This window comes from Klebsiella sp. 10, from assembly GCF_018223925.1.
In the GTDB taxonomy this organism is placed as follows: domain Bacteria; phylum Pseudomonadota; class Gammaproteobacteria; order Enterobacterales; family Enterobacteriaceae; genus Klebsiella; species Klebsiella pneumoniae.
Genome location: NZ_JAGRRB010000025.1, coordinates 61,424 through 78,780 on the forward strand (window position 1 = coordinate 61,424; position 17,357 = coordinate 78,780).

The window sequence follows — 17,357 nt, forward strand, 5'->3', positions numbered from 1 at the left end:
AACTGCCACTGGTAAATGAAAACTGCAAGCATCAGGCCTGGTTTGCTGTCAAAAACGAGGCACCAGCTACAAACTGCGTCACGTGCCTCGTAGAATCAGAGGACATTGTACAGATATGTGATTAAAAGTTAAAAACTTGTAGCTATTAGTTTGATTGCTTTTGTCTATTAATGCGGCGCAACTCAATGATTGCGCCGCTTAATCATCAGGCGTTTTTGATTTCTTCGAGGTGCAGCTCTTCGGCAACCTGCTTCACCCATTTCTCAACGCGCTCGTTGGTCAGCTCCGGCTGGCGGTCTTCATCGATGGCGAGGCCGACGAAGTGGTCGTCATCCGCCAGGCCTTTGGAAGCTTCAAAATGATACCCCGCCGTTGGCCAGTGACCGACGATGGTCGCGCCGCGCGGCTCAATGATGTCGCGGATGGTGCCCAGCGCGTCGCAGAAGTATTCTGCGTAATCTTCCTGGTCGCCGCAGCCGAACAGCGCCACCAGTTTGCCATTGAAGTCGATCTCTTCCAGCGTCGGGAAGAAGTCATCCCAGTCACACTGCGCTTCACCGTAGTACCAGGTCGGGATACCGAGCAGCAGGATGTCGTGGGCTTCCAGGTCTTCTTTGCTGCTTTTGGCAATGTCATGAACATCAGCAACATCTTTACCAAGCTGCTTTTGAATCATTTTTGCAATATTTTCGGTGTTGCCGGTGTCGCTGCCAAAAAAGATGCCGATGATCGCCATGAGTAAAATAACCTCTTGAAACTTAAATGATGTGGTAGGGACGCAATGCCCATAGATAACGGCAATCATAGCAGAACAGGCAAGGGCGCGGAAACAGCAATCACGCCCGACTGCACACTCTGCTACATGAATGCGGGTTTTTCGCGGAAAGTTAGACTTTTCCCTGGCTGCGCAGGGCGGTTAACTGGGTCATCAGCATCTCTTCAATGAGATCGCTGCGGCTCATATTACGCGCTTCCGCCAGCTCGTTGAGCGCATCGACCGCATCGGCGTTGAGTTTTAACTCCACGCGCTTCAGCCCGCGAACCTTATCGCGTTTCAGCTGGTTACGTTTGTTGATGCGCAGTTGTTCATCGCGCGACAGCGGATTGGTTTTCGGTCTTCCCGGGCGACGCTCGTTTGCGAACAAATCTAATGTCGTACGGTCCGTTTGTTCTTTTGCCATGATTCTGAGTGACTTCGGGGAAACAAGCTGCCGGGCTCTAGCCGGCGCAGATAGCGCGCCATCATACATCAGGCGAACGGCTGCGCCAACGACCGCGGGCATTCTGCGGCGCGGTCGGGCATATTTTAGCCAATCAGGCGGCGATGCTCGTCAGATAGCGGCGGATGGCGCGTAACACCGCCTCGGGTTTCTCGGCATGGACCCAGTGTCCGGCGCCGGCGATGACGTGGGCCCGGGCCTGCGGGAACTGGGCCAGCAGCGCGTCGCGGTAGGCGTCGGTCACATAGGGCGAGTTGCCGCCGGGAATAAACTGCGTCGGGTGCGGCCAGGCCGGGATGGTTTCCCAGCCGACGATATGCGGATACTGGTCCCACAGCACCGGCACGTTGAAGCGCCAGTCGCCGTCGACGAATGATTTCAGCAGGAACTGAATCACGCCTTCTTCCTGCAGGTGCTCGCGCATCACCTGCGCCGCCTGCTGGCGGGTGCTGGCGGCGGATTCGCTGACGGCGCGGATAGCGGCGAAGATCTCATCATGGCGGCGAACGTGATAATCCACCGGCGCGATATCGATAGCCACCAGACCGCTGATGCGTTCAGGCGCCAGGGCGGTAAGCGCCATTACCGCTTTCCCGCCCATCGAATGGCCGATAAAGGTGGCGCGCTCGATCTGGTGCGCGTCGAGCGTATCAAGCAGATCCTGCGCCATGGTGGGGTAGGTCATCTCTGGCGACCGCGGCGACAAACCGTGGTTGCGCATATCGACCTGCACAATATCATGGTCGGCGATCAGGTCGCGGGCGAGGATGCCCAGGTTGTCCAGGCTGCCAAACAGACCGTGGACCAGCACGATCGGGGAGTGGTTGTGCGGATTCTGTGCAGATTGCGCTCGGCTATTTAATTTCATGGCAAAGTTCTTTTTTTCGCTCCGTCGGGTTAGGGTATTATGTTGGACATTCTGCCATCCGGCTGCAAGACCCAGAAGTTTTCTGAGTTTTACCGCCATCCTGGTTTGACGCTATCCGCGGTTGGGATTTGTACTTATAATCCCAACGATTTGTATTCAGAAAAGATATCGCACTGGATTAAGATGAAAACAATTGAAGTTGATGATGAACTCTATCGCTATATTGCCAGCCACACTCTGCATATCGGCGAGAGCGCATCCGACATTTTACGGCGTATGCTAAAATTTTCCGCCGTTTCCCAACCGGCTACACCGGTCAGCAAAGCCGCGCCGACGCTGGCGCCAGCGCCTGTCGCTGAGGTGAAACCCGCTAACCCGGTGAAAGATAAAGTCCGCGCCATGCGCGAGATGCTGTTATCTGATGAATACGCCGAGCAGAAGCGCGCGGTGAACCGTTTTATGCTGGTGTTGACGACCCTCTACTCCCTGGACAGTAAAGCATTTGCCGAGGCCACCGAGTCTCTGCACGGCCGCACGCGCGTTTACTTCGCGGAAGATGCGCGTACGCTGCTGAAAAGCGGTAATCAGACCAAACCGAAACAGGTTCCTGGTACACCGTGGTGGGTGATCACCAATACCAATACCGGCCGTAAATGCAGCATGATTGAGCACATCATGCAGTCGATGCAGTTCCCTGCGGAGCTGATTGAAAAGGTTTGCGGCACGATCTAGCTTTTTAACATTTGCACCAGAAGGATCAGGCAATGGCAATCGATAAACGTGCGGGGCAGCCTGCGCAACAGAGTGATTTGATTAACGTCGCCCAACTGACTGCTCAGTACTACGTGCTGAAGCCTGAAGTCGGTAATGCGGAGCATGCGGTAAAATTCGGCACCTCTGGCCATCGCGGTAGCGCGGCGCGCCACAACTTCAACGAACCGCATATCCTGGCCATCGCCCAGGCCATTGCGGAAGATCGTGCGAAAAACGGGATCACCGGTCCGTGCTATGTCGGCAAAGATACCCACGCCCTCTCCGAGCCGGCGTTTATTTCGGTGCTGGAAGTGTTAACCGCCAACGGCGTCGACGTGATCGTGCAGAAAAACAACGGCTTCACCCCGACGCCGGCGGTCTCCAACGCGATTCTGGTGCATAACAAAAAAGGCGGTCCGCTGGCGGACGGCATTGTGATCACCCCGTCACACAACCCGCCGGAAGATGGTGGTATCAAGTACAATCCGCCAAACGGCGGCCCGGCTGATACCAACGTCACCAAAGTGGTGGAAAACCGCGCCAACGAACTGCTGGCCGCGGGCCTGCAGGGCGTGAAACGCATTTCTCTGGACGCGGCGCTGGCTTCTGGCCACGTTAAAGAACAGGATCTGGTGCAGCCGTTCATCGAAGGGCTGGCGGATATCGTCGATATGGCCGCGATCCAGAAAGCCGGCCTGACGCTGGGCGTCGATCCGCTGGGCGGGTCCGGTATCGAATACTGGAAACGCATTGGCGAGCACTACAAGCTCAATCTGACCATTGTTAACGATCAGGTGGATCAGACCTTCCGGTTTATGCACCTCGATAAAGACGGCGCCATCCGCATGGATTGCTCCTCAGAGTGTGCGATGGCCGGCCTGCTGGCGCTGCGCGATAAGTTCGATCTGGCGTTTGCTAACGACCCGGATTACGACCGCCACGGGATTGTCACCCCGGCGGGGTTGATGAACCCGAACCACTACCTGGCGGTAGCGATTAACTACCTGTTCCAGCATCGTCCGCAGTGGGGCAAAGAGGTGGCGGTGGGTAAAACGCTGGTCTCCTCCGCGATGATTGACCGCGTGGTGAACGATCTGGGCCGCAAGCTGGTGGAAGTGCCGGTGGGCTTTAAGTGGTTTGTCGACGGCCTGTTCGACGGCAGCTTCGGCTTCGGCGGCGAAGAGAGCGCCGGGGCCTCCTTCCTGCGCTTCGACGGCACGCCGTGGTCCACCGATAAAGACGGCATCATCATGTGCCTGCTGGCGGCGGAAATCACCGCGGTGACCGGGAAAAACCCGCAGGAGCATTACAACGAACTGGCGGAACGCTTCGGTGCGCCGAGCTACAACCGTCTGCAGGCTTCCGCGACCTCCGCGCAGAAAGCGGCGCTGTCCAAGCTCTCTCCGGAAATGGTCAGCGCTGACACCCTGGCGGGGGATCCGATCACTGCCCGTCTGACCGCGGCGCCGGGCAACGGGGCGGCGATTGGCGGCCTCAAGGTGATGACCGACAACGGCTGGTTCGCGGCGCGTCCGTCAGGCACCGAAGACGCCTACAAGATCTACTGCGAAAGCTTCCTCGGCGAAGAGCATCGCAAGCTGATTGAAAAAGAAGCGGTAGAGATTGTCAGCGAAGTGCTGAAGAACGCTTAACAACGCACTACCATCAGGCCCCTTGCGGGCCTGATTTTTTTCGCAAGGATAGCGATGAAAATACAACGGAAGTCCCTGTTTTTGTTCTGGGCGTGGATGGATCTCTTTTTCGTCCTGCAATTCTTATGGTGGAATATTGCCCACCGCCGCCTCCCTTTTTACGACGATCTGCTGGCTTATCTCCAGCTGCTGCACACCTGGGGCTCCGCGGCGGTCTGGCTGTACCCGCTGAATGTTCTGCTGATTATCAGCATCCCGCTATCGATGATCTTTTTTTTCCGCCAGAGCCGCTATGCGCTGTGGCTGGCCTGGGGGCAGGCGCCGCTCAGGCTGCTGTTTATGCAGCCTTCGCTATCGCTGGGCCTGTGGCTGATTCAGGCTGCCGGCATCAGGCATGTAGCGATCCTGGCAGGCTTTCTGCTGCTCTCTGAAGGGCTGAAAATCGCCAGCCTCTGGTACTGCAGAGGCGGGATTCAGGGCATAAAGCGATAGCCAATCCCGGTTTCGGTCAGCAAATGCTGCGGCCGTGCCGGATCGGCCTCCAGCTTTTGTCGCAGATGACCCATATAGATCCGCAGATAGTGGCTGTGCTCCACGGCGTTAGGCCCCCACACCTGATTCAGCAGCTGACGCTGGGTAAGCACTTTGCCGGGATTATTCAACAGCGCCGCCAGCAGGCGAAACTCGATAGGCGTCAGGTGGATCTCTTCGCTGCCGCGCAGGATGCGGCGGGCGGGGATATTGACCTCCAGGTCAGCGAAGCGCACCACCGGCTCATCGGCCTGCGCCGCGCCGTGGCGACGCAGCGCGACGCGCAGGCGGGCCTGCAGCTCGCCGATGCCAAAGGGTTTACTTAAGTAGTCATCGGCGCCGGCATCCAGGGCGGCAATTTTGTCATGCTCTTCGCTACGCGCTGACAGGACGATAATCGGCATCTGGCTCCACTGACGCAGGTCGCGAATAAAATCAATGCCGTCACCATCCGGCAGGCCGAGATCGAGGATCGCGAGGTCGGGCTTACGGGTGGCGGCTTCAATCAGCCCACGCTGCAGGGTTTCCGCTTCAAATACGCGCATGCCGTCGGCTTCCAGCGCGGTGCGCAGAAAGCGTCGGATAGCGTGTTCGTCTTCGATAATCAGAACGTTAATCACAATTCCTCAGGTAGCTCTTCCAGTTCAGGGGGCGTTTCTCCCGGCAGTGTAACACGGAATGAGGCGCCGCCCTCGGGCCGGTTGCTGGCGGAGATGGTCCCGCCGTGGACGTCGACGATGGCCTGACAGATGGCAAGGCCCAGCCCGACGCCAGGGATCGCCGACTCTTTGTTGCCGCGGGCGAATTTATCAAAGATAGTCTGCTCCTGGCCTGCCGGGATCCCAGGACCGTTATCCCATACCTCCAGCGACAGCTGCCGGGCGTCCGCCTCGGCGCGAATGCCGATGCTCGCCCGGGCGCCGGCATACTTATGGGCATTTTCCAGCAGGTTGATCAGCACCCGCTCGAACAGCGGCCCGTCGACATGCACCAGCTGGAGGGGATCGGGTAAATCCAGCTGAATATGCTGGCCGCCGAGGCTTGGCTCGAGCATGCGCAGCGCGCTGCCGACCACTTCCTCCAGCGTCAGCCACTCCTTATGCAGATTAAAGCCGCCGGACTGGATCCGCGCCATATCCAACAGGTTGTTCACCAGCCGGGTGGTGTTGAGCACATGCTGGCGGATTTCGTTGGCCTGCGGGGCATGTTTTGAACCTTCGCTGGCCAGATCGAGGGTCAGAATTTCCGCCTGGCCAAACAGCACGGTCAGCGGAGTACGCAGATCGTGCGACAGGGCGGCGAGCAGCGAGTTACGCAGGCTTTCCCGCTCGCTGGTCAGACGGGCCTGCTCTTCGCTGGCGGTCAGGGTGAGGCGCTCCAGGGCGCTGGCCACCAGCAGGGTAAAGGTCTCCAGCAGCCGCTGCTGCTCCGGGATCATCAATTGGCGCAGATTCTCCGGTTCCACCACCAGTAGTCCCCAGGTGCGGGCGGCGCTCTTCAGGGGCAAGATCTGATACGGCACGCCGGGCAGGGTATCGGTGCCGGCGCCGGCAGGTTGGCCCTTATCAAAGCTCCAGCGGGCGATGGCATCATCCCACGGGGTCAGCCCTGGCTGGTGGGTTAAGGGCAGCAGTTTTCCCTGGGCGTCCGGGAGCAGCAGCTGGCTGCGGGCCTGAAAGGTGGAGGCGATAAACCGCTCGCTGGTGGTGGCGATATCCTGCTGGCTGCGACCCACCGCCAGCGCTTTAGACATCTCATACAGATGGCGGGTACGGCGTTCACGGTAGCGCGCCACCCGCGCCTGGTAGCGTACGCCGGCGGTGAGGTTGCCGATAAGCAGGCCTACGGTGAGCATCACGCCGAAGGTGAGCAGATACTGGACATCCGACACCGCCAGCGTCCCGCGCGGGGCGACAAAAAAGAGATCGAAGCTGATGACGTTGATCACCGTCGCCAGCACCGACGGCCAGCGGCCATAGACCAGGGCGATGAGCACCACCCCCAGCAGATAGAGCATCACCAGGTTGGCGGCTTCGAAGGCCATCAACCACTGCATGGCCACCAGGGTAATGATGGCGCATAGCGCCACCGCCACCGCGCAGCCCTGCAGCTGCAGGCGCCATTTCTCCAGCGCCGGACGGCTGTCGCTGGCGCGTGCGGCAAGGGGGAAGGGTTTCTCATCGAGGGCGATTACCACCAGATCGAGGTCCGGCGCATGGCGAGCCAGACGATCGGCGAAGCCGCTGCGATCCCACCAGCGGCGCTTGCTTTGGCGGCCGATGACGATTTTGCCGAGGTTATGTTCGCGGGCGTAGTGGAGGACCGCTTTCTCTTCCGACGGGTCGGAGAGGGTGGCGGTTTCGGCCCCCAGCTCCTGGGCCAGACGCAGCGCGGCGAGAATAGCCCGCCGCCGGCCTTCCGGCAGCCGGTGCAGGGAAGGGGTCTCGACATACACCGCATGCCAGACGCTGCCCAGGCGGGCGGCGAGCCGGGCGGCGGCGCGCACCAGCTTTTCGCTGCCGGTGTTGTGCCCGATACAGAGCAGGATCGCATCGCGGGTGTGCCAGACTTTCTCCTGGCCCTGACGGTCGCGCCAGGCGCGCATCTGCTCATCGACGCGGTCGGCGGTGCGGCGCAGGGCCAGCTCGCGCAGCGCAATCAGATTGCCCTTGCGGAAAAAGTTTTCGATAGCGCGCTCGGCCTGGCCGCCGATGTAGACTTTGCCCTCATTGAGCCGCTGGCGCAGATCGTCAGGGGGGAGGTCCACCAGCACCACGTCGTCCGCGGCGTCAAAGAAGGGATCGGGAACCGTTTCCCGCACCTGCACGCCGGTGATCCCGCTGACGACGTCATTCAGGCTTTCCAGATGCTGGACGTTAACGGTAGTGAAAACATCTATCCCGGCCTCCAGCAGTTCATCCACATCCTGCCAGCGCTTTGGATGGCGGGAGCCTGGCGCATTGCTGTGCGCCAGCTCATCCACCAGAATCAGCGCCGGACGGCGGGCGAGGGCGGCGTCGAGATCGAACTCATAGACGTACCGCCCGCGATGGGCAAGCCGCCGCGGCGGCAGAGTGCTCAGGCCCTGCAGCATCGCGGCGGTCTCTTTACGGCCGTGGGTCTCCGCCACGCCAATCAGAATATCCAGCCCCTGGGCGCGCAGCCGCTGCGCTTCCGCCAGCATCGCCCAGGTTTTCCCCACCCCGGCGCAGGCGCCAAAGAACACTTTCAGTTTGCCGCGATGCGGGGCGGCGGTGTGCTGCAGCAGGCGGTCAGGGTCCGGGCGCAGCGGCTCGTCACTCATTTACTTATCCTTCAGGGCATCCAGCGCCATATTGAGTTGCAGTATATTGACCACCGGCTGGCCAAGGAAGCTCAGCAGCGGGGTTTGTGTGGCCTGATTCACCAACTGGGTTACCTGCTCAACGCTCAGCTGGCGCGCTTGAGCCACCCGGGGCACCTGCCACAGCGCGGCGGCCGGAGTCAGGTTGTTATCGAGACCGCTCGCCGAGGTGGTGACCAGTTCGACCGGCACCCGCGGGTCGGCGTCCGGGTTGGCGGCGCGCAGGGTCTGCACGCGCTCGCTCACCGCTTTATCCAGCGCCGGGTTGCTGGCGGCGAGGTTGCTGCCGCCAGAGGCCATGGGATTATCCGCCGTCTCCGCGGTGGCCGACGGGCGGCCCTGAAAATAGCCTGCGGCGGTGAAGTTCTGGCCAATCAGCGCCGAGCCGCGCACTTCACCGTTCAGGCGGATCAGCGAGCCGTTGGCCTGTGAGTTAAACCACCATTGTCCCAGGCTGGTGGTAAGCAGAGGATAGACGCCGCCGGTGAGCAGCGTTAACAGAATAAATAGCACAAGTGCCGGACGAATCAATGACATAGTTTGTTCCTCACACCAGACCGCTCAGGGTCAGCAGCAGGTCGATGGCTTTAATACCGATAAAGGGCACCAGCAGACCGCCGAGGCCGTAGATCCACAGGTTGCGGCGCAGCATCGCCGAGGCGGAGAGCGGGCGATAGCTGACGCCTTTCAGGGCCAGCGGGATCAGAAAGACGATGATCAGCGCGTTGAAGATAACGGCGCTGAGGATCGCCGATGAGGGCGAATGCAGGCCCATCACGTTCAGCATGGCCAGCTGAGGATAGACCGCGGCAAACGCCGCCGGAATAATGGCGAAATATTTCGCCACGTCGTTGGCAATACTGAAGGTGGTCAGCGAACCGCGCGTCATTAACATCTGTTTGCCGATATGGACCACCTCAATCAGCTTGGTGGGGTTGGAATCCAGGTCGACCATGTTGCCCGCTTCCTTCGCCGCCTGGGTACCGGAGTTCATGGCTACCGCCACGTCGGCCTGAGCCAGCGCGGGCGCGTCGTTGGTGCCGTCGCCGGTCATCGCCACCAGCCGACCTTCCGACTGGTACTGGCGGATCAGCGCCAGCTTGGCTTCCGGCGTCGCTTCGGCGAGGAAATCATCGACGCCGGCCTCGGCGGCGATCGCCGCGGCGGTCAGGCGGTTATCGCCGGTGATCATCACCGTTTTAATGCCCATTTTGCGCAGCTGGGCGAAACGTTCTTTGATGCCGCCTTTGACGATATCTTTGAGCGCAATAATCCCCAGCACCTTTTCCCCTTCGGCGACCACCAGCGGCGTGGCCCCCTGGCGGGCGACCTCTTCCACCTGTTTATCGACATCGGCAGGGAAGTGGCCGCCGTTGGCCTCCACGTGGCGGCGAATGGCGTCCACCGACCCTTTGCGGATCATGCGCTGATCGATATTGATGCCGCTCATCCGCGTTTGCGCGGTAAAGGGGACAAAGGTGGCGTGCAGCGACTGCAGATCGCGTTCGCGCAGATTAAAGCGCTGTTTCGCCAGCACCACGATGCTGCGCCCCTCAGGGGTTTCATCCGCCAGCGAGGAGAGCTGGGCGGCGTCGGCGAGGGTTCGCTCTTCCACGCCGCGAGCCGGCAGGAAGGCGGAAGCCTGGCGGTTGCCGAGGGTAATGGTCCCGGTTTTATCCAGCAGCAGGACATCGACGTCGCCAGCGGCTTCCACCGCGCGGCCGCTGGTGGCGATCACGTTGGCGCCGAGCATACGGCTCATCCCGGCGACGCCGATGGCCGACAGCAGCCCGCCGATGGTGGTCGGGATCAGGCACACCAGCAGGGCGACCAGTACGGTAACGCTGACCGCATTGCCGCTCCACGCCGAGAAGGGCCAGATGGTGGCGGTGGCCAGCAGGAACACCAGCGTCAGGGCGATCAGCAGGATCGTCAGGGCGATCTCGTTCGGCGTTTTACGGCGCTGGGCGCCTTCCACCATGGCGATCATCCGGTCGAGGAAGGTTTCTCCCGGGTTCACGCTGCAGCGGATCACCAGCCAGTCGGAGAGAATGCGTGTCCCGCCGGTCACCGAGGCAAAATCGCCACCGGATTCACGGATCACCGGGGCAGACTCGCCGGTAATGGCGCTTTCATCCACCGAGGCGCCGCCTTCGATGACTTCGCCATCGCAGGGGATAATATCCCCGGCTTCCACCAGCACCACGTCGCCTTTGCGCAGATCTTCCGCCGGCACGTGGTCGACCGGCGCGTCATGCTGCGGGGCGCGCAGTTTGCGGGCGAAGGCCGTTTTTTTCACCCCTTTCAGGCTGTTGGCCTGGGCTTTGCTGCGGCCTTCCGCCATCGCTTCGGCAAAGTTGGCGAACAGCACGGTAAACCACAGCCAGATACTGACGGCGGCGGTAAAGGTGGCGCTACCGGTCAGGGCGCCGCCAGCCATGGCGATCGCCAGCAGGGTAGTTAACAGACTGCCCACCCAGACGATAAACATCACCGGATTGCGCCATTGCACCATCGGGCTGAGTTTTTTCACGGCATCCAGCAGCGCCTGGCGCACCAGCGTCGGCTCCAGCAGGGCTAATTGTTTGCGACTCATAACAGGGTGCTCCGCATCGCTCAAAGTAAGGAAAAGTGTTCAGCCAGCGGGCCAAGCGCCAGCGCAGGAATAAAGGTCAGGGCGCCCACCAGCAGCACGGTGCCGATCAGTAAACCGATAAACAGGGCGTCGTGAGTGGCCAGGGTGCCGGGGCTGGCCGGTTGAATTTTCTTCGCCACCAGCGAGCCGGCGATGGCCATCACCGGAATGATGACGGCGAAGCGGCCGACCAGCATGCAGAACGCCAGCAGCAGGTTCCAGAACGGCGTCGCCGCACCCAGGCCAGCGAAGGCGCTGCCGTTGTTATTGGCCGCCGAGGTGACGGCGTATAGCACTTCGCTAAAGCCGTGCGGTCCAGGGTTGAACATCCCGGCGCGGCCGGCGTCGGTCATCATCGCCAGCGCCGTGCCAAGCAGCACCAGCGTCGGGGTGACCAGAATGGCGAGGGCGATCATTTTCATTTCCCGGACATCGATTTTCTTCCCGAGGTACTCCGGGGTGCGGCCGACCATCAGCCCGGCGATAAATACCGCCAGCATAACGAACAGCAGCATGCCGTACAGGCCCGAGCCGACGCCGCCGAACACCACTTCGCCAATCTGCATCAGCCACATCGGCACCATGCCGCCCAGCGCGGTGAAGGAGTCATGCATGGCATTGACCGCGCCGCAGGAGGCGGCGGTGGTGATCACCGCGAACAGACTGCTGGCGAGAATACCGAAGCGACTCTCTTTACCTTCCATATTCAGGCTACTGTCAGCGCCCAGCGTCAGCAGATGCGGATTGCCGCGGGTCTCCGCCCACATCACCACGGCGACGCAGAGGATAAAGATCAGCGTCATTGCCCACAGGATGGCGCGTCCCTGACGCCGATCGCTTACCACCTCGCCGAAGGCGAAGCACAGCGCCGTCGGGATCAGGAAGATCGCCAGCATCTGCACGAGATTGGTCAGCGCGGTCGGGTTTTCAAACGGATGGGCGGAGTTGGCATTGAAGAAACCGCCGCCGTTAGTGCCCAGCAGCTTAATCGCTTCCTGTGAGGCGACAGGCCCCATCGGCAGCAGCTGGTGCACCCCTTCGAGGGTGGTAAAGGGCTGGTAGGCCTGCAGATTCTGCGGCACGCCCTGCTGAATAAAGAACAGGGCCACCAGCAGAGAGAGCGGCAGCAGCAGCCACAGGGTAATGCGCGTCAGGTCGACCCAGGCATTGCCGAGGGTCGACATTTTCTGCCGGGCGAAGGCGCGGGTCAGGGCGAAGACCACGGCGATGCCGGTGGCGGCGGAGAGGAAATTCTGCACCGTCAGGCCGACCATCTGGCTGAGATAACTCATGGTGCTTTCGCCGGCGTAAGCCTGCCAGTTGGTATTGCTGACAAAGCTGATCGCGGTATTGAGCGCCAGATCCCATGACAGCCCCGGCAGGTGCTGCGGGTTAAACGGCAGCACGCCCTGGAGCATCAGCAGGGCAAACAGCGCCAGGCCGCCGAGGGCGTTAAACAGCAGGAGCACCAGCAAATACTGCAGCCAGCCCATCTCTTCGGCGCGGATCCCGGCCACGCGCCACAGGACGCGCTCGACCCCGGCCAGGCCGGGAAGCGGGATGTCATTCACCATTCTTGCCAGACACATCCCCAGCGGGCGCGCCAGCACCAGCAATACCAGCAGATAGCTGGCTAATAATAAAAATCCCTGGGCAGCCATCAGAATGCCTCCGCATGTATCAAGGCATAAACCAGATAAGCCAGTAACAGGAACACCAGCCCAACGCCAGTGAGTACGCCTGCAGTCACAATCCACCTCCGGGTGTGTTTTCGATTTACCTGGAGGATAGAAATTACGGCGCAAAGATTTCGCAAAAATCCGCGGGTGCGGTGTAAAAAAAGTATAAAAATGACAAAGGCACAAATTAACTGATGGTTAGTATTAATTTAACTTTTTCGTAACTAATTTACGTGGCGAATGTAAATTAAGTATAAATACGTGCTTTTTAGTGGTCGGATGAGTAGTAAAATTACAAGCAGAGCGGTATTATTTTGCTCAGACAAACATGATTAATTTTACCGGCGCTGCTTGCCGGCCTGACAAAGGGGAGAGAAATGATGGCGTTGTACAAAGCTTATCCTGCTCATATTATTTTGCTGCGTCGTGCTTTCGCCGTCGTGGCTGGCGTCGCAGCGCTGCCGGTGATGCTGTTCTGGAAAGATCGCGCCCGCTACTACAGCTGGCTGCACCGGGTGTGGTCGAAAACCAGCGAGCAGCCGGTGTGGATGGCGCAGGCGGAGAAAGCCGCTCACGATTTCTATTAATCCTCCTGCTGCGAAGAAAATAACAAGACCGCCGGGTTGCCCCGGCGGTTTTTTTTCGCCGCTTGTCTACACTCGTTTTTATGCGCCGCCTTGGAATTGGCAGGTGCGTATTTTGCCGGAGCGCGCTATTTTTGCCGGCTTAGATCATAAGATGAGTATTGCTGACGGATAATAAGGAGTGATATGGCCACCCATCTGGTCTGGTTACGCACGGATTTACGCATTCACGATAACCTGGCGCTGGCTGCCGCCTGCCGCGATCCGCAGGCGCAGGTGCTGGCGCTGTATATCGCCACCCCGGGGCAGTGGCGTGAACATCACCTGGCGCCACGGCAGGCCGCTTTTATCGCCAGCCATTTACAGAGTCTGCATGCCGCGCTGGCGGAACGGGGCATACCGCTGTGGGTAGAAGAGGCGGACGATTTTACCGCCAGCGTCGAACGGCTGGCCGATTTTTGCCAGCAGCATCAGGTCAGTCACCTGTTCTACAACTATCAGTACGAATTCAATGAACGCCAGCGCGATGCCGCCGTTGAGAACACCTTGCGCGACGTGATTTGCCAGGGCTTTGACGACAGCGTCCTGTTGCCGCCCGGCAGCGTACTGACCGGTGGCGGCGAAATGTATAAAGTCTTCACCCCGTTTAAAAATGCGTTTATTCGCCGTCTGCGGGACGGACTGCCGGCGTGCGTGGCGGCCCCGAAGCCGCGCCAGGCGCCTGCCTGCCAGGCGCCGCCGCTGCCTGAGCTTAACTACCCGCAAACGCCGTTCGACGGGCTGCTGTTTGCCGCGGATGAAAAAACGGCGCTGGCGCGTCTGCGCGCGTTTTGTCAGCAAGCGGCGGCGGATTACGAGGGGCAGCGCGACTTCCCGGCCGTGGAAGGGACCAGTCGCCTGTCGCCCTGCCTGGCCATCGGCGTGCTGTCCCCCCGCCAGTGCCTGCATCGTCTGCTGACGGAACATCCCGCCGCGCTGGACGGCGGAGCCGGCGCCACCTGGCTTAACGAGCTGATCTGGCGCGAGTTTTACCGCCATCTGATGGTCTACTATCCGAAGCTCTGTAAAGGGCGGCCATTTACTGCCTGGACAGATAAGGTCGCCTGGCGCGCAGAGGAGGCCGCCCTGCAGGCCTGGCAGCGCGGGGAGACCGGTTTTCCGATAGTCGATGCCGCCATGCGCCAGCTTAACGCCACCGGCTGGATGCATAACCGGTTGCGCATGATTGTCGCCAGCTTCCTGACGAAAGATTTGCGCCTCGACTGGCGGGCGGGCGAGCGCTATTTCATGAGCCAGCTGATTGATGGCGACCTGGCGGCGAATAACGGCGGCTGGCAGTGGGCGGCTTCAACGGGCACCGACGCCGCGCCCTATTTCCGCATATTTAATCCCACCACCCAGGGCGAAAAGTTTGATAAACAGGGGGTGTTTATACGTCGCTGGCTGCCGGAGCTGGCAAAGGTGCCGGAGAAGGCCCTGCATCAGCCGTGGGCGTGGGCGGATAAACAAGGGATCACGCTGGACTATTCGCGCCCGATAGTTGATCACAAGCAGGCGCGGCAGGAGACGCTGGCGGCCTGGGAGGCCGCCAGAAAAGGAATTACTCCACCGCCAGACGGCCGGTCCTGACCTTCAGCGAGTGATACAGCCAGATGACCAGCACCACGCCGACACAGGCCAGCGCGCCCCAGGTGATCTGGCTGAAGACCTTGATGTAGGCGTCAATGGAGTAGTTCACCGCCCCGGCGGCGTCGAAGGACGCCTGCGAGGTCTGGTCGGCGATGACGCCGGCCAGATAGTTGGCGATGGCCCCTGAGAGCAGCATATAGATACCGGTCAGCACCCCAGTGACACCCGGGATCTCAATGCGGGTGATCTGCGACATGGCGACCGGGTCGATAAACAGTTCGGCAAAGCCCATCACCGCCAGACCCAGCACCATCAGCGGCATGGACGACTGACCATAGGCCGCCGACCAGCGGGCGCTGAGGGTCAAAATGCAGAACCCGGCGCTCATCAGGCCCAGACCGAGGGCAAATTTCCCCCAGATGCGCACGGTACGATTGCCGTTCACGCTCTCTTTCACCAGCCACGCCAGCACCATCCCGCAGAGCATCACCGCGAAGGCGTTGATTGACTGGAACATAGCGGTAGGGACTTCGTAGCTCATGATATGGCGGTTAACGAAGCGGTCAATATACAGGCTGATGGAGCTCCCGCCCTGCTGGGCGAAGGCCCAGAACAGCAGGCTGAAGGCGGTCAGGACGACGATCAGGCGCAGATCCTTGCGCTGTTTATCGGTTTCGGCGCGCAGGTAGATCCGCGCCAGTACCGCGAGGCCAATGGCCGTGGCCACGATCAGGGCATACACCGACCACTCCTGCCAGAACAGTACCGCAATCAGCAGCGGGGCGGTAACCAGCAATACCAGCAGCCAGCCCCAGTTCGGCAACAGGAAGCGGCGCGCGCACAGCGCCTGGCGGTTGACGCCGGCGGTATGCTGGAAATGACGGTTGCCGCAGAGGAAAATCACCAGCCCCGCGACCATGCCGATGGCCGCCAGGGCAAAGCCCATCGCCCAGCTATACTCCTCCTGTACGTAGCCGCAGGCGATCGGCGCGATAATCGAGCCGATATTGCCGGCGGCATACATCAGCGAAAAGCCGCCATCGCGACGCGGATCGGCGGGTTCGTACAGCTCGCCCAGCAGACAGCTGACGTTGGATTTAAACAACCCGTAGCCGCAGACGATGATCGCCAGCGACAGGTACAGGAAAACCGGAGCGGTTTCGCTGGCCCCGAGCACCAGATGGCCAATGGCCATCAGCAGCGCGCCGAGCATGACCGCCATCCGGTTGCCTAACAGCTTATCGGCCAGATAGCCGCCGAGGATCGGCGTCACATAGACCAGCGAACAGTAGGCGCTGAACAGGGCGTAGGCATGGTTATCGTCATATTTGAGCTGATTGGTGAGATAGAGGATCAGCAGGGCGCGCATGCCGTAAAAGCTAAAGTACTCCCAGATTTGCAGCGCCACGACGTAGTAGATCGCCCGCGGTTGCGATGATGTTGTCTGCATATGAAGTGTGTTTCCTGGCGTAAAGCGAAAGTCGATCGTTCTGCATGAATAGCGATTTATCAGTCATATTCATGGCTTGAGGGGCTTTCTGATTATTTAATATGCTTTATTAGTGCATAAATATACACTAATGCGCGGCGGGATGAATAGACAAATTGCGGGATTCGTTAAAAAGTCATGGTCAGTGACGGTAGCGGACTATCGACGACCCGAATGGATATGGTTATGTTATGCCTTTGTATAACCTGATTATCTGCTGGAGTGGCGATGAAAAATAGCGAACTGGAACAACTGATTAACGACAAGCTCAATAGTGCGGCCATCAGTGACTTCGCCCCTAACGGTCTGCAGGTGGAAGGACGCGAAACGGTGCACAAGATCGTCACCGGAGTGACGGCCTGCCAGGCGCTGCTGGATGAGGCCGTCCGTCTGCAGGCGGATGCGGTGATTGTTCATCACGGCTATTTCTGGAAAAACGAATCGCCAGTGATCCGCGGCATGAAGCGCCGTCGCCTGAAAACCCTGCTGGCCAACGATATCAATCTCTACGGTTGGCACCTGCCGCTGGATGCCCATCCGGAGCTGGGCAATAACGCGCAGCTGGCGCATCTGCTGGGGATTAACGTGCTCGGCGAAATCGAACCGCTGGTGCCGTGGGGCGAGCTGTCGATGCCGGTTTCCGGCCTCGAACTGGCCTCGTGGATCGAAGCGCGACTGGGGCGCAAGCCGCTGTGGTGCGGCGATACCGGGCCGGACACCGTCAGCCGCGTCGCCTGGTGTACCGGCGGCGGCCAGAGCTTTATCGACGCCGCGGCGCGCTTTGGCGTGGACGCCTTTATCACCGGCGAGGTGTCGGAACAAACTATTCACTCTGCCCGCGAGCAGGGCCTGCATTTTTATGCCGCCGGCCACCACGCCACCGAGCGGGGCGGCATTCGCGCCCTCAGCGAATGGCTGACGGAAACGACCGATCTGGACGTTACCTTTATTGATATTCCTAACCCTGCCTGACG

16 protein-coding genes are annotated in these 17,357 nt (G+C 60.3%); 6 read left to right on the top strand and 10 right to left on the bottom strand.

Features of this window, described 5'->3' with window-relative positions; all coding sequences use genetic code 11:
- Positions 1-205 precede the first annotated feature (205 nt).
- The 3 genes from fldA to ybfF form a co-directional block, all read right to left on the bottom strand.
- Complete coding sequence (gene fldA / locus KHQ26_RS24320; protein WP_002894765.1) at positions 206-736, bottom strand: flavodoxin FldA; 531 nt, start codon at positions 734-736, stop codon at positions 206-208.
- A gap of 151 nt (positions 737-887) precedes the next feature.
- A complete protein-coding gene (ybfE, locus tag KHQ26_RS24325) occupies positions 888-1,181 on the bottom strand; it encodes a LexA regulated protein (protein ID WP_002894767.1) in 294 nt (97 codons plus the stop codon).
- Positions 1,182-1,314: 133 nt separating this feature from the next.
- Complete coding sequence (gene ybfF, locus KHQ26_RS24330) at positions 1,315-2,088, bottom strand: esterase (RefSeq protein WP_020803666.1); 774 nt, start codon at positions 2,086-2,088, stop codon at positions 1,315-1,317.
- 183 nt (positions 2,089-2,271) lie between these two features.
- Here ybfF and seqA point away from each other — a divergent pair, with 183 nt between their 5' ends.
- Genes seqA through KHQ26_RS24345 form a run of 3 tightly spaced genes read left to right on the top strand, consistent with a single transcriptional unit; the run spans position 2,272 to position 4,985 of the window.
- On the top strand, positions 2,272-2,820 hold the full coding sequence (gene seqA, locus KHQ26_RS24335) for a replication initiation negative regulator SeqA (RefSeq protein WP_002894771.1): 549 nt from the start codon (positions 2,272-2,274) through the stop codon (positions 2,818-2,820).
- A 32-nt stretch (positions 2,821-2,852) separates the two neighbouring features.
- Positions 2,853-4,493, top strand: a complete 1,641-nt coding sequence (pgm, locus tag KHQ26_RS24340; RefSeq protein ID WP_020803672.1) for a phosphoglucomutase (alpha-D-glucose-1,6-bisphosphate-dependent) — start codon at positions 2,853-2,855, stop codon at positions 4,491-4,493.
- Between the two features lie 54 nt (positions 4,494-4,547).
- A complete protein-coding gene (locus KHQ26_RS24345) occupies positions 4,548-4,985 on the top strand; it encodes a hypothetical protein (protein ID WP_004223677.1) in 438 nt (145 codons plus the stop codon).
- Here KHQ26_RS24345 and kdpE read toward each other — a convergent pair.
- The 6 genes from kdpE to kdpF are packed head-to-tail and all read right to left on the bottom strand — an operon-like array spanning position 4,967 to position 12,752.
- Complete coding sequence (gene kdpE / locus KHQ26_RS24350; RefSeq protein WP_002894776.1) at positions 4,967-5,644, bottom strand: two-component system response regulator KdpE; 678 nt, start codon at positions 5,642-5,644, stop codon at positions 4,967-4,969. The two genes, KHQ26_RS24345 and kdpE, sit on opposite strands and share 19 nt — an antisense overlap.
- Complete coding sequence (gene kdpD / locus KHQ26_RS24355) at positions 5,641-8,328, bottom strand: two-component system sensor histidine kinase KdpD (RefSeq protein ID WP_004176863.1); 2,688 nt, start codon at positions 8,326-8,328, stop codon at positions 5,641-5,643. The genes kdpE and kdpD overlap by 4 nt, the downstream gene beginning before the upstream one ends.
- Positions 8,329-8,904 carry a potassium-transporting ATPase subunit KdpC gene (gene kdpC / locus KHQ26_RS24360; protein WP_020803667.1) on the bottom strand — a complete coding sequence of 192 codons (576 nt, stop codon included), beginning with the start codon at positions 8,902-8,904 and terminating at the stop codon, positions 8,329-8,331.
- A 10-nt stretch (positions 8,905-8,914) separates the two neighbouring features.
- Positions 8,915-10,963: a potassium-transporting ATPase subunit KdpB gene (kdpB, locus tag KHQ26_RS24365; RefSeq protein WP_004147607.1), complete on the bottom strand. Its 2,049-nt coding sequence runs from the start codon at positions 10,961-10,963 to the stop codon at positions 8,915-8,917.
- Between the two features lie 20 nt (positions 10,964-10,983).
- The gene (gene kdpA / locus KHQ26_RS24370; RefSeq protein WP_029496978.1) at positions 10,984-12,663 is read right to left on the bottom strand and encodes a potassium-transporting ATPase subunit KdpA; all 1,680 of its coding nucleotides are present in this window, start codon (positions 12,661-12,663) and stop codon (positions 10,984-10,986) included.
- Positions 12,663-12,752 (bottom strand): K(+)-transporting ATPase subunit F, encoded by a 90-nt coding sequence (gene kdpF / locus KHQ26_RS26255; RefSeq protein ID WP_020323459.1) that lies wholly within the window; start codon positions 12,750-12,752, stop codon positions 12,663-12,665. The genes kdpA and kdpF overlap by 1 nt, the downstream gene beginning before the upstream one ends.
- Before the next feature lie 306 nt (positions 12,753-13,058).
- Between kdpF and KHQ26_RS24380 the strand changes: the two genes are divergently transcribed.
- Positions 13,059-13,268: a DUF2517 family protein gene (locus KHQ26_RS24380; RefSeq protein ID WP_004142243.1), complete on the top strand. Its 210-nt coding sequence runs from the start codon at positions 13,059-13,061 to the stop codon at positions 13,266-13,268.
- A 183-nt stretch (positions 13,269-13,451) separates the two neighbouring features.
- On the top strand, positions 13,452-14,894 hold the full coding sequence (phrB, locus tag KHQ26_RS24385) for a deoxyribodipyrimidine photo-lyase (protein WP_020803675.1): 1,443 nt from the start codon (positions 13,452-13,454) through the stop codon (positions 14,892-14,894).
- Here the strand turns inward: phrB and dtpD are convergent.
- A complete protein-coding gene (dtpD, locus tag KHQ26_RS24390; protein WP_020803673.1) occupies positions 14,866-16,344 on the bottom strand; it encodes a dipeptide permease DtpD in 1,479 nt (492 codons plus the stop codon). The genes phrB and dtpD overlap by 29 nt on opposite strands.
- Positions 16,345-16,611: 267 nt before the next feature.
- Here dtpD and KHQ26_RS24395 point away from each other — a divergent pair, with 267 nt between their 5' ends.
- Complete coding sequence (locus KHQ26_RS24395) at positions 16,612-17,355, top strand: type 2 GTP cyclohydrolase I (RefSeq protein ID WP_004176858.1); 744 nt, start codon at positions 16,612-16,614, stop codon at positions 17,353-17,355.
- Positions 17,356-17,357 lie beyond the last annotated feature (2 nt).